21 protein-coding genes are annotated in these 19,815 nt (G+C 44.1%); 14 read left to right on the forward strand and 7 right to left on the reverse strand.

What is annotated here, in order from left to right; genetic code table 11:
• The first annotated feature begins 50 nt into the window (after positions 1 to 50).
• The 6 genes from AC3WQ3_RS13755 (at position 51) to AC3WQ3_RS13780 (ending at position 5,827) form a co-directional block, all read left to right on the forward strand.
• Positions 51 to 1,535 (forward strand): ABC transporter substrate-binding protein, encoded by a 1,485-nt coding sequence (locus AC3WQ3_RS13755; RefSeq protein ID WP_492472535.1) that lies wholly within the window; start codon positions 51 to 53, stop codon positions 1,533 to 1,535.
• 16 nt (positions 1,536 to 1,551) lie between these two features.
• Entirely contained in the window at positions 1,552 to 2,511 is a 960-nt protein-coding gene (locus AC3WQ3_RS13760) for an amidohydrolase family protein (RefSeq protein ID WP_492472536.1), read from the forward strand.
• A 278-nt stretch (positions 2,512 to 2,789) separates the two neighbouring features.
• Positions 2,790 to 2,969, forward strand: coding sequence for a ribbon-helix-helix domain-containing protein (locus AC3WQ3_RS13765; RefSeq protein WP_492472537.1), 180 nt, complete (start codon positions 2,790 to 2,792; stop codon positions 2,967 to 2,969).
• Between the two features lie 17 nt (positions 2,970 to 2,986).
• Complete coding sequence (gene dnaN / locus AC3WQ3_RS13770) at positions 2,987 to 4,120, forward strand: DNA polymerase III subunit beta (RefSeq protein WP_492472538.1); 1,134 nt, start codon at positions 2,987 to 2,989, stop codon at positions 4,118 to 4,120.
• 40 nt (positions 4,121 to 4,160) lie between these two features.
• Positions 4,161 to 4,811, forward strand: a complete 651-nt coding sequence (locus AC3WQ3_RS13775) for an HAD hydrolase-like protein (RefSeq protein ID WP_492472539.1) — start codon at positions 4,161 to 4,163, stop codon at positions 4,809 to 4,811.
• Positions 4,812 to 4,894: 83 nt separating this feature from the next.
• Complete coding sequence (locus tag AC3WQ3_RS13780; RefSeq protein WP_492472540.1) at positions 4,895 to 5,827, forward strand: copper amine oxidase N-terminal domain-containing protein; 933 nt, start codon at positions 4,895 to 4,897, stop codon at positions 5,825 to 5,827.
• Between the two features lie 111 nt (positions 5,828 to 5,938).
• On the opposite strand, the gene AC3WQ3_RS13785 is transcribed toward AC3WQ3_RS13780, so the two are convergent.
• The gene (locus AC3WQ3_RS13785) at positions 5,939 to 6,790 is read right to left on the reverse strand and encodes a helix-turn-helix transcriptional regulator (RefSeq protein ID WP_492472541.1); all 852 of its coding nucleotides are present in this window, start codon (positions 6,788 to 6,790) and stop codon (positions 5,939 to 5,941) included.
• A gap of 174 nt (positions 6,791 to 6,964) precedes the next feature.
• On the opposite strand from AC3WQ3_RS13785, the gene AC3WQ3_RS13790 reads away from it, so the two are divergent.
• Positions 6,965 to 8,371 carry a family 4 glycosyl hydrolase gene (locus tag AC3WQ3_RS13790; RefSeq protein WP_492472542.1) on the forward strand — a complete coding sequence of 469 codons (1,407 nt, stop codon included), beginning with the start codon at positions 6,965 to 6,967 and terminating at the stop codon, positions 8,369 to 8,371.
• 317 nt (positions 8,372 to 8,688) lie between these two features.
• The gene (locus AC3WQ3_RS13795) at positions 8,689 to 9,612 is read left to right on the forward strand and encodes a helix-turn-helix domain-containing GNAT family N-acetyltransferase (RefSeq protein WP_154893908.1); all 924 of its coding nucleotides are present in this window, start codon (positions 8,689 to 8,691) and stop codon (positions 9,610 to 9,612) included.
• Positions 9,613 to 9,718: 106 nt separating this feature from the next.
• On the opposite strand, the gene AC3WQ3_RS13800 is transcribed toward AC3WQ3_RS13795, so the two are convergent.
• The 6 genes from AC3WQ3_RS13800 to AC3WQ3_RS13825 form a co-directional block, all read right to left on the reverse strand.
• Positions 9,719 to 10,288 (reverse strand): class I SAM-dependent methyltransferase, encoded by a 570-nt coding sequence (locus AC3WQ3_RS13800; protein ID WP_492472543.1) that lies wholly within the window; start codon positions 10,286 to 10,288, stop codon positions 9,719 to 9,721.
• A gap of 26 nt (positions 10,289 to 10,314) precedes the next feature.
• Entirely contained in the window at positions 10,315 to 11,298 is a 984-nt protein-coding gene (locus tag AC3WQ3_RS13805; protein ID WP_492472544.1) for a sensor histidine kinase, read from the reverse strand.
• A 109-nt stretch (positions 11,299 to 11,407) separates the two neighbouring features.
• Positions 11,408 to 12,088, reverse strand: coding sequence for a response regulator (locus AC3WQ3_RS13810; protein WP_095357484.1), 681 nt, complete (start codon positions 12,086 to 12,088; stop codon positions 11,408 to 11,410).
• Between the two features lie 85 nt (positions 12,089 to 12,173).
• Complete coding sequence (locus tag AC3WQ3_RS13815; protein WP_492472545.1) at positions 12,174 to 12,740, reverse strand: class I SAM-dependent methyltransferase; 567 nt, start codon at positions 12,738 to 12,740, stop codon at positions 12,174 to 12,176.
• A gap of 53 nt (positions 12,741 to 12,793) precedes the next feature.
• Positions 12,794 to 13,297, reverse strand: a complete 504-nt coding sequence (locus tag AC3WQ3_RS13820; RefSeq protein WP_127536822.1) for a DedA family protein — start codon at positions 13,295 to 13,297, stop codon at positions 12,794 to 12,796.
• 165 nt (positions 13,298 to 13,462) lie between these two features.
• Positions 13,463 to 13,753 carry a PEX11 family protein gene (locus AC3WQ3_RS13825; protein WP_336781885.1) on the reverse strand — a complete coding sequence of 97 codons (291 nt, stop codon included), beginning with the start codon at positions 13,751 to 13,753 and terminating at the stop codon, positions 13,463 to 13,465.
• A 448-nt stretch (positions 13,754 to 14,201) separates the two neighbouring features.
• Between AC3WQ3_RS13825 and AC3WQ3_RS13830 the strand changes: the two genes are divergently transcribed.
• The 6 genes from AC3WQ3_RS13830 to AC3WQ3_RS13855 all read left to right on the forward strand — a co-directional run bounded on the left by AC3WQ3_RS13830 (position 14,202) and on the right by AC3WQ3_RS13855 (position 19,809).
• Entirely contained in the window at positions 14,202 to 15,404 is a 1,203-nt protein-coding gene (locus AC3WQ3_RS13830) for a glycoside hydrolase family 5 protein (RefSeq protein ID WP_492472546.1), read from the forward strand.
• Between the two features lie 217 nt (positions 15,405 to 15,621).
• Positions 15,622 to 16,161 (forward strand): GNAT family N-acetyltransferase, encoded by a 540-nt coding sequence (locus tag AC3WQ3_RS13835; protein ID WP_336781882.1) that lies wholly within the window; start codon positions 15,622 to 15,624, stop codon positions 16,159 to 16,161.
• A gap of 323 nt (positions 16,162 to 16,484) precedes the next feature.
• On the forward strand, positions 16,485 to 17,168 hold the full coding sequence (gene biuH / locus AC3WQ3_RS13840) for a biuret amidohydrolase (RefSeq protein WP_492472547.1): 684 nt from the start codon (positions 16,485 to 16,487) through the stop codon (positions 17,166 to 17,168).
• A gap of 48 nt (positions 17,169 to 17,216) precedes the next feature.
• Positions 17,217 to 18,224 (forward strand): ABC transporter substrate-binding protein, encoded by a 1,008-nt coding sequence (locus tag AC3WQ3_RS13845; RefSeq protein WP_492472548.1) that lies wholly within the window; start codon positions 17,217 to 17,219, stop codon positions 18,222 to 18,224.
• A gap of 11 nt (positions 18,225 to 18,235) precedes the next feature.
• Positions 18,236 to 19,060 carry an ABC transporter ATP-binding protein gene (locus AC3WQ3_RS13850; RefSeq protein WP_492472549.1) on the forward strand — a complete coding sequence of 275 codons (825 nt, stop codon included), beginning with the start codon at positions 18,236 to 18,238 and terminating at the stop codon, positions 19,058 to 19,060.
• Positions 19,057 to 19,809, forward strand: a complete 753-nt coding sequence (locus AC3WQ3_RS13855; protein WP_095357493.1) for an ABC transporter permease — start codon at positions 19,057 to 19,059, stop codon at positions 19,807 to 19,809. Before AC3WQ3_RS13850 ends, AC3WQ3_RS13855 begins: the two co-directional genes overlap by 4 nt.
• The last annotated feature ends 6 nt before the right edge of the window (positions 19,810 to 19,815 follow it).

A 19,815-nucleotide genomic window follows, 5' to 3' on the forward strand; every position in this document is an offset into this window, starting at 1 on the left:
TCGGCATCCAATAGGTTGTTCCAATAGCAAACATGGGGGAGTGAAGAAAGATGTTTAAACAAAGTAGGTTTGTGGGTTGCATACTGGTGGTTTCCTTGTTTGGTGTTTTACTAACAGCATGCGGAAATTCGGGCAGCGAGGAAGAATCGGTACGCGGAAATGATGCAGAAACCGGCTTGTACGAAGTGGTCATGACGTATCCAGCTTTTGGTGACGTGACGGATGTCAAGGAGGTCCAGGAGGCCATTAGTGAAATTACAGCTGAGAAAGTAGGTGCAACGGTAAAGCTCCTGCCTGTAAATGGCTCCAATTATGCGAATCAGATGAACTTGATGCTGGCTGGCAGCGACAAACTGGATCTGGTGTATACCAGTGTGTGGTTCGGTCTGGAGTCCCAGATCAGCAGGGGGCAGCTGCTGCCTATGGACGAACATTTGAACGAATTCGGTCAAAAGATTCTGGAGACCATTCCGGGAGAAGCGGCGGAAGCCGGAAGATTGAATGGTGAAACCTATGGCGTTCCAAGCATCAAAGCCTGGGCACTATCTCCAAGTTTTGTGATGAGCAAGGAACTGGCTGATAAGCATGGTATCGACCTTGCGTCCATAAAGACATGGAGTGATATCTCGGGTGTGCTGCAACGTATCAAGGATGAAGAGCCGGGAGTCACACCAATCGTCAGCTATACCTCGCAGGAAACTCCCGGACAGGCCATGCTGAATTTCGATCCATTGGGAACAGCGCCTGGCGTACTGGATTTCAATGGAACGGATTACACCGTTCAGAATCTCTTTGCCACCGAACGCTTCTCAACGATGGCTGATCTGATGCGCGAGTGGTACGAGAAAGGTTATTTCAGCAAAGATGTTGCAACATCCCAGGAAACGGGATCCAACCTGATCAAGGCGGGCAAAGCCTTCTCCTATATCCGGAATATCAATGAGTGTTACTCGGAATCGCTGGCGGCAGGGACCGAGCTTGCATGTGTTCCCCTGGAGGATTCGTATATGACGCGAAATAGCGTTGCTTCCAACATGATGTCTTTGGCGAGAAATAGTGAGCAGCCGGATAAGGCAATTCAGGTTTTGGAACTGTTCTACTCGGATGAAGCGGTCATTAATCTGTTCACGAATGGAATCGAGGGCAAGCACTATGTTAAACAGAGCGATGGCCTCATTGCCAAGCCGGACGGTGTGAGCTCATCAGGCTATGATTCCAATCAATACGCAGTTGGCAACAATTTTCTATCCTATATCTGGGAAGGGAATGACCCTGATATGTGGGAGGTGTTAAAGAGTGAAAATGAAAGTGCCGTAAAATCAAGGGCGATGGGATTCAGCTTCGATATCAATCCGGTCAAAACGCAAATTACATCGGTAACCAATGTCCAGAATCAGTATGACGCTGGATTTCAGACAGGAACGTTTGACCCGGCAGAATTGCCAGCTTATATCGAAAAATTAAAGAGTGCAGGCGTTGACAAAATATTGGCAGAAAAGCAAAACCAGCTAAACCAATGGCTTGAAAACAAATAAAAGGAGCTGATCATATATGTTTAATCCCGTTATTGATGTGCATCATCATATCATTTCTAGAGAAATGCAAAGGAAACAGAAGGAGCTGGGCATAGAGATTCCGAGTTTTATGCCGAAGTGGACGCCCGAGATTGGACTTGAGAAAATGGGTGTAGCCGACATTTCGTTTTCGTTTCTTTCGGCCCCGTCAGATCTGACATTCATTGACCAGCCATCTGCCAATACGCTTGCGCGGAAAATGAATGAAGAGCTTGCTTCGTATGCTCAGCAGTATCCAGAAAAGTACGGTGCATTTGCTACGCTGCCGCTCCCTGATGCCGAAGCTGCCCTGGAAGAAACCATATATGCGCTAGATATTCTTGGACTGGATGGAGTTGCAATGCTCACTAGTTATCAAGGGAAATATTTAAGTCATCCGGATTACGCTGAACTGCTAAGCGAGTTGGATCGACGTAGTGCGGTTGTGTTTCTTCACCCGATTCTCATTCCCCAGAAAATTGCCGGACTGAGTCCTGCGCTGCTTGAAGGAACCTTTGATACGACGCGTGCTGTCACTACGATGGCGGTTCATCGCATTTTCGACCAATACCCTTCAATTAGGTTTATTCTTCCTCATACAGGAGGCATGGTTCCGTACATCAAATGGAGGATTGCCCTTGCAGCCATTGGGCAGGATTCCATCCAAGTGGAAGCAACGCCGGAACTATTCGAAGCCGAAATGGCCAAATTGGACCATCTCTACTATGATTCCACGCTGAACCTCGGCACAATCCAAAAGTTAATTGGGCCTGATCGGATTCTATTTGGTGCGGATATTCCCTGGCCGGCAGACAGCGTACTTCGCATGCAGCGGGAGTCAGTACTCCATGAAGCCATGCAGATTAGCGAAGATAACATGAAGGCTATTGCTTACGGGAACGCATTTCGTCTCTTTCCCCGCATAAGTAAGTTTTACGAAAAAGTGACACTGAACTAACTACAGAACGACTCTAAACTGTACCGAATGAAGAATAGAGGGGTATATCTGTTGGAAATGAAAAGAGCAGCTTGCCAATGGGCAAACTGCTCTTTTTCAATAGGTTAAAAGAGATCATTTTCAGTTACTTGAATAAAATTGCCAGATGGGATATGAAGTGATAAAATATAAATAACTTGATTTGAAAAAGGTAACCTAAATCAAAAAAGGAGGGGATTATTATCAACAATAAAAATATAAAAATAGGAGTTTCCAATAAGGAGGGTCAACTAGGTTTCGTGTTTTCTAAAGGAGGGTTGCGTGAGGGCTCTGGTAGGAAGAGCATAGGGACAACCAAGAAAATATCGTTAACCTTAACCGATGATCTATGGGAGAGACTTGAGAAGGACTGTGTTGATAACAATCAATCCCGTTCAGAAGTGATCCGTAAAATGGTTGAATCCTTCTATGCTAACTAATTTCATGAGGAAGATAGGTGGAACCTTTGTTCATCGATATCCAAAAGGATTCTCTCATCAGCGCTCTGCAGCTTGTATTAAGAGCTGTACCCTCAAACAACCTATTACCTATCTTAGCAGGCGTACATATTGAGGTACGAGCATCCGAAATCATCTTTACTGCAAGTAATACGAGAATGACAATACAGTACAGGTTAATACTGGATGCTCCTTCTTTGTTAATACATAGAACAGGTGAGATTGTTGTACCTGCACGTCACTTCTTCGAAGTTGTTCGTAAACTTGGCGAGGGAATGATAACATTAGAGATGAAAGAAGGTTTAGACCTCACCATTGTTTCAAGCGAATCACATATTCGGTTACGGGGTATGGACCCCCAAGAATTCCCTTCCATTCATTCTAAAGATGATCATTATCGTGCAAAACTTAGAATAAATAATGCCTTATTGAAATCAACCATTAAGCAGGTGGCCATTGCAGCTTCGTCGTCCGAAGCACGTCCGGTATTAACGGGAGTATTGTTCAATTACAATCGAGATGGGTTGAACTTAATGGCTACGGATGGAATTCGTCTGGCTACCCGAACGATCATTATTGAAAGTGATCAGGACATTGGCGCAACATTTGTGATTCCTGCTCAAAATCTAGTTGAAATAACAAAACTGCTGAAAAATGATACGGATACTACTGAAATTGTTACGTATGCGAATCGAGTAAGATTTACTTCAAATGATGTACAGATAGAATCTGTTTTAATTGAAGGGGAATTTCCATCATTATCGAACGTCATTCCTACATCTTATATATCAGAAGTATTGCTTGAAGCAAATCGATTATTAAATGCAGTGGAATGTGTCTCGGTTTTAGCAAGTGAACGTGTCATTAAGATAGCAGCAACGAAACATAGCTTACTATTGTCCTCCCAGACAGCCGATATCGGTGATGTTCAACATAAAGTACCTTTTGCCCAAATGAAAGGAGATGATTTTAACTTTTCGCTTAATGTTAAGCTTCTGGTTGAGATCCTTCGATCTATAGGAGGTGGGAATATTAGATTAAGATTTTCCGGGAAATTAAGTCCTATTATGCTAATTCCTGAACATACTGATCCATCTACCATCTTTATAATTACACCCGTAAGAACCCAATAAATGTATAATAATATATAATGTAACCGAGGGAGATGCAGCTATGTCACAATCACTTATATTTGATATGGATGGAACGTTGTTTCAAACAGATAAAATTTTAGAATTATCACTTGAAGATACGTTTAATCATTTAAGAGCACGACATGAATGGTATACTTCTACACCCATTGATCAATATCGAGAAATTATGGGGGTGCCGCTGCCTAAGGTATGGGAAACGTTATTACCCCAGCATTCTGCAGAGGTGAGGGAATTAACGGATGCGTATTTCCTAGAAAGATTAATACATAATATAAGAAATGGTAAAGGGGCTCTATACCCTAACGTAAAAGAAATATTCGCCTACTTTAAAAAGAGAGATTTCTCCATTTACATAGCAAGTAATGGTTTGACTGAATATCTAAGAGCCATTGTTGCGTATTATCGCTTGGATCATTGGGTTACGGAGACGTTTAGCATTCAGCAAATTCAATCGTTGAGTAAATCAGATCTTGTCCAGCAGATTATCGTAAAATATGGAATTTCGAATGGAGCCGTAATAGGGGACCGCCTATCGGATATTCTTGCTGCTAAAGACAACGGTTTGGTAGCGATCGGATGTAATTTTGATTTTGCCAAAAGTGACGAGCTTTCACAGGCTGATATCGTTATCGATGATTTAAACGAGTTAAAAGAGTACTTTTCTCACTGATGGTGTTGTAAACTCCCTATCGAAACGTATGCATTCTGCCGATAATGAAGGTGCATATATTTTTACTTCAGGAGGAATCATCGATGAAAAAAACGGTCATCTTGTTAACAAGTCTAGCGCTAATGTTAGGCACCGCTGGAGGCACAGCCTCAGCCAAACCAGGAAACACTCCACCCGGAAAACCAAGTAAAGAAGTATCATCAAAAGCACCTAAGGACAAGGAACGGCAAGTGGAGGAGAAACAGACCGAAGAAATTGATCCTTCTGAAACGGCCCGCACGGAAGAAGATGAAGTGAAGGAGCCTTCAGGATCAGAGGCAGAGAATACAGAGAGTCCTACAACCGATTCATCTGAACCCGGTAAAAAAGGACCAAAAGGATACAAAGGGTTGTTAAAAGCCATTCAAAATGTAAAAGACAAGCCGGCGGGTACCGTTTTGGCCGATATTTTGCTCACAAAATATGCAGCTGAATTGACGGACGAACAGAAAAAAGAACTGGAAGCTATCATGGAAGAGGATAAGGCATTGGAAGCCGCAGCAGAGATGCTTGAGAATAATGGTAGTGTAACGGATGCTGTGTATTTGCAGGAAGAAGCCATAAAGGCTAATTTCAAAAACCTGGATCTGTACAAAACATTGGGGAAACTGAATGAAAAGGCAGGTAAAAAGAATGGAGTGAAGCTGTATGTGAATGGTGAAGGGACAGATGCCGAACCGTTCATCAAAAAAGGTAACACATTCGTTCCTTTTCGCGCCATTGCCGAGACTTTGAACGCCGAAGTCACCTGGAACCCTGAAGAGCGCTCCATAACTGTCACCAAGGATGGAGTAAGCATCAAACTTGTGGTTGACAGTAAGACCGCAACTGTCAATGGTCAAAACGTATCATTGGATGCGCCAGCCACCATCACCAAAGGGAGTACTTATGTGCCTGTTCGTTTTGTGAGTGAGGCATTGAGAGCAACTGTCCTATGGGAAGAGCAAAGCAGAACCGTTGTAGTCTATGAAGAATAAATAGGGTAGGGAAAGAACGATTAGCATACAATCGGAGCACATCTAGGATAAGAAGCCGCCATGAGGCGGCTTTTTTGCGTTTTTTCTGCACACTACATCAATGTAACCTAATCATTCAAACTTGGATGGAGGCACGTTATAGTATTTTTTGAAAGCTTTCGAGAAGGTAAATGGATCCGGATAGCCCAGGAAGCCGGCGATTTGTTGGATCGTATACTTTTTCTCGTAGAGATAATCCCTCGCCCGATTCATTCTGATCTGGGAAATGTACTGACCCGGGGTGATCCCGACGGTTTTCTTGAAATAGGAAATAAAATACTTCTCGGAGATCCCTGTCATCGCTGCGAGATCGTTCATTCGTATGGGACGATGCAGGTTCGCATCGACATATTGAAATACGTCTTGTAATACGTCCAGGCTACCTTCAGATTTTCTGGGTTTCTTGCCGTTCAGGAATTGACCCACATAGGCGCCCTGACCGTAAAGCTCGATAATCTTTGCGATAACGGCAAGAAGAGAGGCTTTTAAGTAGAGTTGGTTCCCTGACGTGCCGTTCTCCTGTTTCAATCGACGAAATGTCCTGGTGAACAGCATGGTTTCCTCTTGAATCAGGTTGCCCGGCACAATTCCCGGAAGTTGAAAACCGCCCAGAATTCGCTGCTGCTCGCCGATGCCAAAGTCGAAATGAATGTATATGAATCGGCAAACGTCCTCGGACGTCGAGGCGATATAGGGCATATCCGGATAAAAGAATATGGCATCTCCCGGGACTGCCGTATATTCGAACCCATCGATCATCATTTTAATGGAGCCCTCTTGAATGAACCAAAGATCGTAATCAGGATGCGATTTGTGTTCAGTCCAGTTTTGATTGTGAGTTTGTTCTAGATAGGAGTTCATCCGGAGATGAATATATTCCGAAAGTTCGTTAAGGATGCTCATATTCAATCTGTTTTCACTCATCCGCTTTCCTCATCCACCTTTACCACATGACATCTTTAAAAATTAATTCATTATATCAAAGGTTTTACACGTTGTTAAATATCGTACGATATGACATGTATTGAAAACTATTGCACATTCCGATTATTAGCCACTCTTCTATAATGAACTTATATCACATGAGGAGGGTTATTCATGAACACGACGAACATGCCGCAGCCTAAGGTTGTCGTTATCGGAGCAGGGAGTCTATTCTTTGGTCGTCAGTCCATATGGCAGATGGTTCATTCCCCTTACTTGAACCAAGGAACGCTTGCTCTGGTCGATACGGACGAAGAGCGGCTGGCAAAAATGGTGAAACTTGCGGAGATGGTTGCTCGGGAGAACAATGTATCCTTGAAGATTGAGGGCTCAACAGACCGAAGACAGGTGCTTCCGGGGGTCGACTTCGTTGTACTCAGCTTCGCAGAGCAATCGGTGAAATATCGGGGGATTGATTGCGAGGTATCGTTGAAATACGGCATCCGTATGTGCTCGGGGGATACGATCGGGCCAGGAGGAATTTTCCGTGCGATGCGGGAATTGCCGATCATTATGGAATGCGCCAAAGACATTGAGGAGCTCTGTCCCGATGCCTGGGTAATTAACTATATCAATCCGTCTACCGTCCACGGTATAGCGCTGCACCGTTATGCACCGAAGCTGAAATCATTTGCACTCTGTGACAGTCATCATATGCCGCATAAGAAGGCTTATTATGCTGTGCGAGCAGGGATCATCGGCGACAGAAAAGAGTTTACCGAGGAAATCGATCGGAAGTTTGATTTCCGCATTGCTGGGGTCAATCATTTTACGTGGCTTCTAAAAGCGGAGTTCGAAGGCAAGGACGTCATGCCGACGATTGCGGAGGCTATGCGTAAATCGGCCGGTGAGGAGAACAACGGTGGTGACCAAGGTGCCAAAGCTCTCCATAACGACGCCATTACGTATGAGTTGTACGATATTTTTGGATCTATCCCTACATGCACTGCACATACGAAGGAGTATGTCCGTTATTGGCAAGGTCATGGTAAATCGCCAGATCGTATCCCGCCACTATCGATCTGGGAGACAGAGGACCGTTATCAGCGTCACGACGAGATGTGGAACCAAGTCGACGGCTTCCTTTCAGGGAAAATACCCATTGCCGATTATATGAGTACCTTCGGCCCCGATCATGCAACAGACATTATTGAAAATATGGTGGGCAATCTGGGGAAACGCTTCTTCGTGAATACGCTCAACAATGGGGCAGTGACAAATATGAATGATGATTCGTTCCTGGAGCTGTTATGTGATGTAAGTATGGAGGGAGCGAAGCCGGTTCATGTTGGTGAGATGCCGAGAGGAATTCGGGGGATGCAGGAGCTTGTACTGGATACCCATGAGCTTACGGCAGAGGCCGTTGTGGAGCAGAGCTTTGAGAAGCTAAGAAGAGCGATGTTGACGGATCCGCTTGTCAGTTCCATCGGTGACGCGGACCAGATCATCAAAGAACTTCTGGAATTGGAACGTGAGATGATCCCAGGTGTCTGGTATTCGGATGGACTGATCAAAATTTGAATTCTCGGATGACTCATAGAAAAGGGTCTGGTTTTTAATCCTAAATTGTTTGCGAACTACCGAAGAAAGTCGCTCATGTGGCGGCTTTTTTGGTGTGGTCTGATTCCATAGGCATATGGATTTTTTTATTTATCAAGTAGGTAGTTACAAGGAACCGAGTTGTGACCTCAATTTGCCAGCAATTCGGTTTTTCTTTATTTTGGTGGGCCATCATCATTTGTTTGACTAAGTCAAATAAAATAGGGTAAGGTGTATATATTTGACTCAGTCAAGTAAATGAACCGAGTAAATTATGTTCTGTATGTCAGGAGGAAACCATGAAATCACTAACATCGATCATTCCAATTATTCGCGAATTTAACCGTTTTTACACCAAGATACTGGGGCTGCTGGACAAGCATCTGCTCGACAGTGAGTTTTCTCTCTCGGAGGTCCGGGTTCTTTACGAAATAGGCAATGCCCAACAATGTACCGCAAGTGTGCTCACGGAGCAACTGGGACTTGATCCAGGGTACCTGAGCCGTATGTTGAAGAGGTTTGAAAAGCTCGGACTAACCTACCGTGTTCAATCCAAGGAGGATGCAAGATCGTCCTTGCTGTATCTCTCGGAATTCGGAGAAGAAACCTTGGCTCGAATGAACGCCTTATCCGATGATCAAATTCGTAACATGATTATCAATTTGCCTGACAAGAGCCGGATAGGTATCGCCCGAAATATGACTGCCATTCAGAACGAATTATCTGGCCATCCCGCAAAACCCAGAATACAATTCCGGACCGAACTAAAACCAGGGGATGCCGGGGCATTGATTCATCTGCACGGTTGGGTATATGCCGAGGAATGCGGCTACAATCATATTTTCGAAGCATATGTCTGCAAGACGTTTTATGAGCTGCTGCAAACCTACAGCCCGGACAAAGATCGGTTCTGGCTGGCAGAAGCCGATAACGAAATTGTCGGCAGTATTGCGGTGATCGGTCATTCAGATAAAAGAGCTCAGATTCGCTGGTTTATCTTACATCCGGATTGCAGAGGCATGGGGATCGGAAAGAGGCTCATCCAGGACGCCATTGCTTACTGCAGAGAAAAAGGGTACCGGAGTGTCTTTCTGGAAACGACGGAGGACCAGGAAACGGCCATAGCCATGTATACCAAGCAAGGTTTCGTCAAAATAAAGGAACAAGAGAACGATGCCTGGGGAGTTCACCACATTGAACAAACCTATGAACTTGAGCTTTAATGAAAATAGCCGCTGAATTAAGCGGCTTTTCTTGATTGAAGGAAACACGAACGAGTTTGTATGAGTCAGGGGGATATTAACTTAGTTGATCATGTGTGGATATTTTTCAGGTGTCGTTGTTTTTCTTGCGGCATGTATACACGAAGACGGGTGGGAAATTGTAGGGGACAAACTGGATGTTCTCCATAATCACCTCTTCAGCCAGAGTTTGCTTCATATGAAGTGAGTACTGATATAAGACCAACCTGCCGCCTGGCCGGAGAGCTTGTGTCATTTGAGCAAGAATGTGTTCTCTCATTGTCTTGGAAAAATTAAAAAAAGGTAATCCGCTAATAATGCAATCCAACTGTAGAACTTGCTCCTGATTCATTTTCTTTACTAAAGAGGAGGCATTGGAAGCGAGCTTGAAATGAGGATATTCTTTTTTTAGAGCTTTCCTCATTCTTCGGTCTCTTTCAAATAAAAGTACTGCTGCAGAGCTCGGTAAATGGGCTTCCATGATGCGTGTTATAGCACCCGTTCCTGCCCCAAGCTCTGCTATGGCTTGAACATCATTCCAATACACGGACTGAATAATTTTACGTGCCCGAAATGCAGAACTGGGGAAGATGCTTCCTACTCTTTTCGGATTCTTAAGGAAAGCTAGCAGAAAAAGAAGAAAGTTGGGTATTTTCAATCATTCATCCTCCATTGTTGTAAAATCTATCGGATGCCGGAAGGCAACCTTAGCCGAAACCTAAATACATTATCCTCATGCTGAAGGGTTAGGGTGCCATGATGCAGCTCTGCAATATTTCTCGCAATCGAAAGGCCGAGCCCGGATCCCGATTGAATGCCTTCGCTGCTTCTTGAATAATCCACCTTATAAAACCGGTCAAACAGCTTGTCCATCTGTTCTGCCGTTAGGGGAGTTCCTTTATTTTCAACTTCAATGATTACATGTTCAGGCTGCATGGTCATCCGGATATGAATCATACCCGGTTTGAAGGAATACTTCAGGGCATTCATCAACAGATTATCGATGGCACGAGCCATTTTATCACTGTCGATATAGGTCATCATTGGTGAATCACCGATATCTTTCTCGATGTGGATGCCATTTTCCATGGCGAGAGGTTCAAATTCGAATAACATCTGGTCTAAAAGTTGAAATAGATCAATTTTTCTCAGATCCAATTGGGTATCGACGGAGGTAAGGCGAGTATACTCAAATAGATCATCCAGCAATTTTTTCAAGTGCGTCGCTTTGTTATAGGTGTTCTCTACGAATCGTGTATATTCCGCCTCGTCTTGAAAGGAATTGGTTCGAAGAAGTTCAATATAGCCAATAATACTCGTAAGAGGCGTACGCAGGTCATGCGAGATGCCTGTGATTAAGTCCATTTTGGATTTTTCCAATTCACGTTCCTTCATAATCTGTTGCTGCAGCTGCTCCGTCATGAGATTAATGTTGGTAGCGACCCGTCCCAATTCGTCTTGACGATTAACGGCTACCCGATAATCCAGATGCCCCTCCGATATGAATTGAAGACCTTGTTCCAAGGAGACCAGATCTCTGCCAATTTTTCGCGTGGCAATCAAAAAAGTGAATGTAAAGATCAATATAAAAATAGGCGTAATGAAATAAGGGAAAAAGGTAAGAAGCCAGTGCCATTCTAATCCATCACTGATTTTGGAAACCGTCATAATAAGAACATTATTCACGCACACCGAACCAACTATTGAAATAACAAAACTGATCACCAATCGATTGAGGATGTGAAGCTGTATCTTTTTTGTTTGCTTGGATTGCGGTTTAGTCAACTTTGTAACCTACTCCCCATACCGTTTTAATATATTGAGGCTCTCTTGGGTTCGCTTCCAGCTTCTCGCGCAGATTACGAATGTGGACCATAACAGTATTATCCGAATACCCGTAAGGTTCTTTCCACACGGTTTCGTATATCTTCTCGGAGCTGAATACCTGTCCGGGGTGGCTGGCAAGCAGCTCAAGGATCGAAAACTCCAGCGGCGTTAGCGAAATTTCGTTTTCTTTTAACTTCACGGAATGTTTACTTTTATCGATGACAAGATCTTTGATAAGGATCAGAGAATTGTATTCTGCTTTTCCAATCAGGGTTTGACGCCGCAGCTGGGCCCTGACACGAGCGAGCAATTCCAATGGATTAAACGGTTTAACCATATAGTCGTCAGCTCCGGTAGTCAGGCCAGTGATTTTATCAATATCTTCTTCTTTGGCCGACAGCATGATGATCGGAGTGTTGGATACTTCGCGAATTTTAAGACAGGCTTGAATTCCGTCCAAGACGGGCATCATCACATCCAGAATGACGAGTTGAACCGATGTTGTTTTTATAATTTGAAGTGCTTCCAGACCATCGGCTGCTTCAATGACGTGATATCCTTCGTTACGTAAATAGACATGAATGACATCGCGGATATCGGGTTCATCATCGACAACAAGTACGGTGTTCATAAATCTAGCTCCTTTATAAGTCCAGTCTATAAATCAATATAATGAATTTGTGACATCTATTAGTGTAATCCATCGTCCAGAATGTTTAAATTGTTTCCTTTTTGCGACAGACATAAACAAACGCAGGAGGGATATTCAATGGCACGATATCGATGTTCTCGATAACAAAATGTTTGGAAAGTGTCTTTTTCATCTGAAGCGAATATTGAAAGGCGATGAATAAACCTCCAGGTTTGAGAGCCTGATCGATTTGGTCTACCAACGTGTTTCGGAGCTCAGGCTCAAAGTTGAAAAACGGCAATCCGCTAAAGATACAATCTAATTGCTGAACGCCTTCTTGCTTCATCGAAGCTACTAATTGAGCAGCATTCGGATAGAAGGAGAATGTGGGAAATGCCTTTTGTAAATTGGTCCTCATAATCTGATTCGACTCAAACACGAATACGTTGGTAGAATCCTGCACCTGTTTTTCAATATAACGGGTGATGGCCCCTGTGCCTGCACCTAGCTCTGCGATGGCCTGGAATTCATCCCATGGTGCATGTCTGACCATTTTGCTAGCCAGGAAGCGAGAACTTGGTATGATGCTGCCTACATGTTTGGGATTCTTTACAAAGCTTTTCAAAAACAAAATCGTTTCATCGGAATTCATGAGTTAAGTTCCTCCAAGGGTTTCGTATCGATTTTTGCAAATGCAAGACGGACTCAAAAGCGTAATAACTGAAGCACAGACAGAAGGGGATCTCCAAAGTAAATGCCTGCAGCAAAATACGTTAAGGTCCAGAGTAAAGCACTGGAATAGGTTATCATTGCAAATCTTCTGAAATGTACCCCGCTCAGCCCGATCACCAGAGGAAGAACATATCGTACGACTGGAATAAACAAACCGATTGACATCGCCCAATGGCCCCGTTGGTTCAGCATTCGTTCGGCTTTGATAAAATGTTTATTATGTTGAAATCGGTATAGGTTCTTGGCGCCGTACAATTTACCTGCAACATAGGCAGCAGTGATCGCTGTTAAAAGTCCGGATAGAATACAGAAGTAAGTGATCCCGGCATTGATTGCACCGGTGTGGCTCAGGATGGCCCCGCTGATAATCGTGATCTCATTCGGAATGGGAATTCCGAACGGACCCAGGGAGAAGGCAAAATAAAAAATCAGATATCCATACTGATGAAGCAGCTCTAAGATTGTATTACTGACCATGGTTTTACCTCCTCGCTTGTCGATAGCAAAATCATAATGAAATAAACTAAGGAATTAATGAGTATATTTCTAAAGAAAATCTAAAGATTGTTTAAGTAAGTTAACAACTTATCTCCATTCAACCTAAAAAAGCCTTGCCAAAAAGTTGGCTAGGCTTGATTTGTTTTAATAGAAACGATGGTCATTGAGCAATTCTCGCAATTGGTATACTGCTGCATACATTTTGCGTACAACCTGCATGTATTCTTCCTTGTCCTCTTGGGATATCGATTGGATTAGCTCAATGTTCCTGATCAATTCTTCCAAAGCAATAACCACATCATTCGTTAAACCTCCAAGCCATCTCCAATTGGCGCTTTCGTCCTTACACGTCTGTGTCACCAGTTCCTGGAATTGATCCAATTCTTCTGAAATAAGGTGTACATCACTTTCCGAAGCCGCGATATCCCTAACCATGCACCAAATCACCAAACCGTATAAAAAAACGAAAAAACATGTGAATATTATTGGAAATAGGTAGGCGAGAAATAGCTGAAATTGTTGCAAAAGCCAATAATCATTCAATGTCTACATCACTCCGAAAAAAAGTTGAATGGTATGTCTAATTGGTAAATAGGTCACAGCAATAATAGAGAAAAACTCTGAATATTTGGGCAGGATTTTTCTAAAGAATTTCTGAGTATGACGGGATATAGCCAATATTGGGACAGATTGTTTTCGTCGAAAATCCCATGCAGAATATTGTTCTTTATTTTCCATTTTTGTGTTATTCTGTTGATGATAGGCGACCATTTCATTGGTGTGATCGATATAGAAGGGAGGGACATCTGCTCGATTCCTTCAATTGGTATAAAGAGAGTAACGGCACTGCTTGTAAAAAATGACAATAAGCGGAGGTTTGGTTATGCTCAAAAAAATGAAGAAATTTGGCTTTTGCAGTTTGGCACTTGTATTGTTTGCGGCTGCGGCATTGACCGGGTGGAGTACGAAAGCATCGGCAGCGGATTTCAGATCATTGAACGCTTCACAGATCGTATCGGAGATGGGTGCAGGATGGAATCTGGGGAACCAGCTTGAAGCAACGGTGAATGGCGTCCCTAGTGAAACGGCTTGGGGCAATCCTGTCGTTACTCCAGAGTTGATTAAAAAGGTAAAGGCAGCAGGCTTCAAGACCATTCGCATTCCTGTATCCTATTTCAATCATATTGGAAGCGCTCCCAATTATACGATTAACGCTGCGTGGTTGAATCGAGTCCAAACCGTCGTTGATTATGCATATAATGAAGGTTTATATGTCGTTATTAACATTCATGGAGATGGGTATAATTCCATCCCGGGCGGATGGCTTCTTGTGAATGGCAGCAATCAGGCTGCAATTAAAGAAAAATACCAAAAGGTGTGGCAGCAGATTGCTACCAAGTTCAGCAATTATAACGAGCGTCTTATTTTTGAATCGATGAATGAAGTGTTCGACGGAAATTACGGCAATCCGAATGCGGCATACTATGCTAACTTGAACGCCTATAATCAAATTTTTGTGGACACGGTCAGGCAGACTGGGGGCAACAACAACGCCAGATGGCTACTGATTCCAGGCTGGAACACGAATATTGACTATACGGTGGGTAATTATGGCTTTGCTCTTCCTACAGATCATTTCAGATCCTCGGCAATCCCGAGTTCTCAGAAGAGAATTATGATCTCTGCACATTACTACTCTCCGTGGGATTTTGCTGGTGAGGAGAATGGAAATATCACGCAGTGGGGCGCAGCGGCAACAAATCCTTCGAAGAAATCAACCTGGGGTCAGGAAGACTATCTGAATGCACAGTTCAAATCGATGTACGATAAGTTTGTAATGCAGGGCTATCCGGTTGTCATTGGAGAATTCGGATCCATCGACAAAACGACGTATGACTCCACCAATAACGTTTATCGTCAAGCTTATGCCAAGGCGGTAACGGCAACTGCCAAGAAGTACGGGGCCGTGCCGGTGTATTGGGACAATGGCCATAACGGTCAGCATGGTTTCGCTTTGTTTAACCGCTCAAACAATACGGTTACCCAGCAAGGGATTATTAATGCCATTATGCAGGGTATGCAGTAATCCAATCATGCGTTTAATCGTATAAAAGGCATGTCCTCTCATAAGAAAGGACATGCCTTTTTTTATGCATTACTCGTTTGGTATCATTCAAACACAAATATCATATTGCCAAATGAATTTTACATAAGCCACATACAGAATTCATTAAACGCCACAATACCTTTTATATACTTAATTTGCTTATATAGCGAACTAAAAGGACTAGGTGGTAGACAGAATGTTAAAAAAACGCGATTTGCATGAATGCCACGCACTGTACTGCTTATTGAACGACCCCTCAGTGTCACCTTATGTTCGTTACCAATGTCATTCACCTGAGGAATATGTATTCCTGACCAAACAGTTGATAGACGAGGAAGAACAGAAAACCACGATTTCCCGTACAATTCTAAACGAAGCGGGCCTGCCCATTGGAACCATTGATTTGTATCATATCGTAAACCATACAGGGTTTCTGGCCACATGGATTGGAGCACCTTACTTCGGTAACGGATACAGTCAACGGGCGAAATCCATCTTTTTGAGTGAACTATTTCTCGAACATGCCATAGAAACGGTATTTTTGAAGATTCGCAAACAAAATATTCGGTCGAGCAAAGCTGCACAAAAACTGCCCTATGTAAAACTGGCCAATGTTTCGCATTCTGAATTATACGGATCCATCAATACCAGGGAGCAGATTTATGACCTCTATCGCGTGGAACGGATCGACTTTATCGAATACAGTATGATCCTGAACCAGGGAGTGGCTACATAACTGCACAATTCTATAAGGTCAAAGATAGGTAGTATTATCATCTTAACAACTCATACCAATCAAGAGTCGCTGAATCAGCGGCTTTTTTTGTTGCTCTTTAGGCCAGGAGATAAAGGGTTATGTGATAATTTATAACACATTGATTGAATGGTTGTGAAAAATAACAAAAAATAATGAAGCTTTTTTATGGAAAACTACAAAGACATTCAGAAATGTTCGTAATATAATATGACACAAGAAGAATAAATGAAGGAATAAGTAAGGTTATATAACATCTAAATAAACACAGGGATCTCAGTTTCTGTTCTGAAAGGAGAATATCTATGCAAATTACAGCAGCACCTTACAGTTGGCCTTACGACGGGAGCATTGATCCCCGTAAAACCGCATTAATCATTATTGATATGCAAATCGATTTTTGCGGCAAAGGCGGGTATGTGGAACAGATGGGGTATGACTTGTCTCTGACGGCCAAACCCATTGAGCCTATTCGAAAGCTCTTGCATCGGGTCAGGGAGATAGAAGATTTTCACGTCATTCACACGAGAGAGGGACATAAACCGGACCTATCCGATCTGCCTGCAAACAAACGTTGGCGCAGCAAACAGATCGGGGCCGAGATCGGTTCTTCCGGACCGGCAGGGCGCATTTTGGTTCGAGGTGAACCGGGCTGGCAGATTATAGAGGAGCTCGCTCCCATCGAAGGTGAATCGATCATTGATAAGCCGGGTAAAGGCAGTTTTTATGCTACAGACCTGGATCTAATCCTCAAGAATAAAGGCATCACTCATCTGATCTTAACGGGAATTACAACGGATGTTTGTGTGCACACAACCATGCGTGAAGCCAACGACAGAGGATATGAATGTCTGATTCTGGAAGACTGCACGGGAGCAACCGCCCCTGATAATCATCGCGCAGCGCTCCAGATGGTCAAAATGCAGGGAGGCGTGTTCGGCAGCGTCAGTAACTCCAGCGAGGTTTTAAAGGCGCTAGCTGCCTTTTAAGTAACACTGCCATAGCAATAGAAAAACAACAGCATGGGAGGAAATCATATGTGGAGATGGTCCAGAAAGTCACTGCTTATCGTAATGTCGGTTTGTTTGCTCGCACTAACAGCTTGCGGGTCGAACGATGTGCCTAGCTCTGCTTCAGGAGATGGAGAATCCGGTGAACTGAAAAAAGTGGTTCTGCGTCTAAAATGGGTTCACCAAGCACAGTTTGCCGGCTTCTATACCGCCGTAGAGAAGGGGTTTTACAAAGAAGCGGGTTTGGATGTTGAGATCAGACCAGGCGGCGCGGATTTTCCTTCTGTACAGATGATTGCATCAGGTGCGGAGCAATTTGGCGTGACGGGCGCAGATCAAATCCTGATGGCCAGGGAGAAAGGGGTTCCCGTGAAGGCGCTGTCCGCCATTTACAGAAAAACGCCATTTGTGCTATTTAGCCTCAAGGATTCAGGGATCACGAAAATGGAGGATCTGGTCGGCCAGAAGATCGGTGTGAAGCTTGGAGGAAATGAAGAGTTGACTTACCGAGCGATGGTGAAGAATGCGGGCATAGACGGAACCAAGGTGGAGGAAATGCCAGCAAAATATGATCTCAGCCCATTACTCAGCGGACAGGTAAAAGCATGGCCGGGTTATGTCATTAATGAGGTCCTCGCCGTACAGGAGCAGGGGAATGAAGTCAATATTATTGAGCCGAGCGATTATGATATTAACTTTTATGCGGATACGTTGTTTACGACAGAGGACATCATCGAGCGTGATCCCGAAATGGTGAAAAGCTTTGTACAGGCTTCCATGAAGGGCTGGAGCTACGCTATTGAGAACCCGGAAGAGGCTGCCGAATTTGGCTTGAAATACGGGGATAAATTGACCATTGATCATGAAGTTAGCATGATGAACGCAAGCATTCCTTTGCTGGAGCCGGAGAATCTTCCCCTCGGCAAGATGGAATCAGAGGCATGGGACGTACTGCAACAGAACTTGATCGATCTGGAATTCTTGAAGGAAGAGCAAAAGCTTGAAGACGTCTTTTCAAACGAATTTATCGAATAGGGTGTGATTTTATGCTAACAACGGCCAGTGGTCTGGAGAAAGAAGCTTCGGGGCTGCATGAACAACAGACAACCAATTCTTCCAAAAGCGACATCGCGGTTACGTTGAAAAATTGCTCCTTATCCTTTGGTGACGTCAACGTATTGAATAATGTGTCGATTGATATTTATAAAAATGAGTTTGTTTCCATTCTCGGCCCAAGCGGCTGCGGGAAGTCTACGCTGCTCCGGTTAATGCTCGATCTGCTTCAACCCAATGCAGGAGGAGAGATCGTCTATCCATCGAAGGATCTCTCGCTCGGCATGGTGTTTCAGAAGCCTGTATTGATGCCCTGGCTAACCGCAATCCAAAATATATCCCTGCCTCTCACCATCGGAGAGAAGAAGTTCACCAAAAAAGAGATCAAGGAAAAAGCGGAATCCTCGCTGCGGCTGGTTGGACTTCAGGATTTCATGAATCATTTTCCGCATCAGCTGAGCGGCGGCATGCAGCAGCGGATTGCGATTGCAAGGGCACTTGCTGCAGATCCGACAGTATTGCTTATGGATGAGCCCTTTGGGGCGCTCGATGAATTTACGAGAGAAAAGCTGAATTTCGAGCTGCTGCGTCTATGGGAGAGTCCCGAAACGAGCCTAAGTACAGTTGTTATGGTTACCCACTCGATTCAGGAATCCGTGCTGCTATCCAACCGCGTGATCATGATGTCACCAAGGCCTGCCGGCGTGGAGGATATTATTTCGGTTCCCCTGCCTTCACCAAGGGAGATTGGAATGGATGAACTTCCGGCCTTCCACCAGACTGTCAATGAGTTAAGAAAGCGGGTCAAACACCTATGAAAACCAAGATCAAAGATGCCATGTATCCTGTCGTATTCGCCGTTGCCTTTCTTATATTATGGGAACTCATTGTACGCCTTTTCGACATTCCCCTTTATTTGCTTCCATCTCCCACAGGCATCTTATCGGTAATGGACAGCTCCTTATGGTCACATATGCTGGTCACGCTGCTGGAAGCTTTGGCAGGCTTCGTGCTTGCCAATGTCCTGGGATTGATTACCGCAGTGATCTTCGTGCATTCCAAACCCATTGAAAAGGGAGTATTCCCGCTGGCGATTGCACTCAAAACGACCCCGCTTGTCGCTCTGGCCCCGCTTCTGGTCGTATGGATGGGGACGGGATATTCCTCCAAGGTCGTAGCCTCCATGCTAATCTGTTTCTTCCCTATTTTGGTCAACAGCGTAAAGGGTCTGAAAGCCATTGAGCACGAAGCATGGGAGCTGTTCTCCACATATAAAGGCACCAAGTCGGAAATTTTCTGGAAATTACGGCTGCCTGCAAGTTTACCCTATGTGTTTTCAGCGTTGAAAATTTCGACCTCGCTGGCTATCGTGGGTGCCATTGTCGGTGAATTTGTCGGCGCTAACAAAGGGCTCGGCTATGTCGTCTTGGTATCTTCATACCATATGGATACACCTGTGATGTTCTCCGCAATTATTGCATCCGCACTATGCGGACTGGTTCTCTTTTGGGCCATCAGCTTACTTGAGAGAAGAATTATATTCTGGCAAAGGACGGATGACCTATGATGAGAT

The sequence above is a fragment of the Paenibacillus sp. FW104-T2 genome (assembly GCF_058789975.1).

Excerpts from the sequence above, each read along its gene's own strand:
- AC3WQ3_RS13780 (WP_492472540.1), top strand. The coding sequence starts at position 4,895 with ATGAAAAAAACGGTCATCTTGTTAACAAGTCTAGCGCTAATGTTAGGC.
- AC3WQ3_RS13825 (WP_336781885.1), bottom strand. The coding sequence starts at position 13,753 with ATGGTTAGGGATATCGCGGCTTCGGAAAGTGATGTACACCTTATTTCA.
- AC3WQ3_RS13815 (WP_492472545.1), bottom strand. The coding sequence starts at position 12,740 with ATGAATTCCGATGAAACGATTTTGTTTTTGAAAAGCTTTGTAAAGAAT.
- AC3WQ3_RS13855 (WP_095357493.1), top strand. The coding sequence starts at position 19,057 with ATGAAAACCAAGATCAAAGATGCCATGTATCCTGTCGTATTCGCCGTT.
- AC3WQ3_RS13820 (WP_127536822.1), bottom strand. The coding sequence starts at position 13,297 with ATGGTCAGTAATACAATCTTAGAGCTGCTTCATCAGTATGGATATCTG.
- biuH (WP_492472547.1), top strand. The coding sequence starts at position 16,485 with ATGCAAATTACAGCAGCACCTTACAGTTGGCCTTACGACGGGAGCATT.
- AC3WQ3_RS13850 (WP_492472549.1), top strand. The coding sequence starts at position 18,236 with ATGCTAACAACGGCCAGTGGTCTGGAGAAAGAAGCTTCGGGGCTGCAT.
- AC3WQ3_RS13785 (WP_492472541.1), bottom strand. The coding sequence starts at position 6,790 with ATGAGTGAAAACAGATTGAATATGAGCATCCTTAACGAACTTTCGGAA.
- AC3WQ3_RS13795 (WP_154893908.1), top strand. The coding sequence starts at position 8,689 with ATGAAATCACTAACATCGATCATTCCAATTATTCGCGAATTTAACCGT.
- AC3WQ3_RS13810 (WP_095357484.1), bottom strand. The coding sequence starts at position 12,088 with ATGAACACCGTACTTGTTGTCGATGATGAACCCGATATCCGCGATGTC.
- AC3WQ3_RS13845 (WP_492472548.1), top strand. The coding sequence starts at position 17,217 with ATGTGGAGATGGTCCAGAAAGTCACTGCTTATCGTAATGTCGGTTTGT.
- AC3WQ3_RS13790 (WP_492472542.1), top strand. The coding sequence starts at position 6,965 with ATGAACACGACGAACATGCCGCAGCCTAAGGTTGTCGTTATCGGAGCA.
- AC3WQ3_RS13760 (WP_492472536.1), top strand. The coding sequence starts at position 1,552 with ATGTTTAATCCCGTTATTGATGTGCATCATCATATCATTTCTAGAGAA.
- AC3WQ3_RS13805 (WP_492472544.1), bottom strand. The coding sequence starts at position 11,298 with ATGACGGTTTCCAAAATCAGTGATGGATTAGAATGGCACTGGCTTCTT.
- AC3WQ3_RS13830 (WP_492472546.1), top strand. The coding sequence starts at position 14,202 with ATGCTCAAAAAAATGAAGAAATTTGGCTTTTGCAGTTTGGCACTTGTA.
- AC3WQ3_RS13835 (WP_336781882.1), top strand. The coding sequence starts at position 15,622 with ATGTTAAAAAAACGCGATTTGCATGAATGCCACGCACTGTACTGCTTA.
- AC3WQ3_RS13755 (WP_492472535.1), top strand. The coding sequence starts at position 51 with ATGTTTAAACAAAGTAGGTTTGTGGGTTGCATACTGGTGGTTTCCTTG.
- AC3WQ3_RS13775 (WP_492472539.1), top strand. The coding sequence starts at position 4,161 with ATGTCACAATCACTTATATTTGATATGGATGGAACGTTGTTTCAAACA.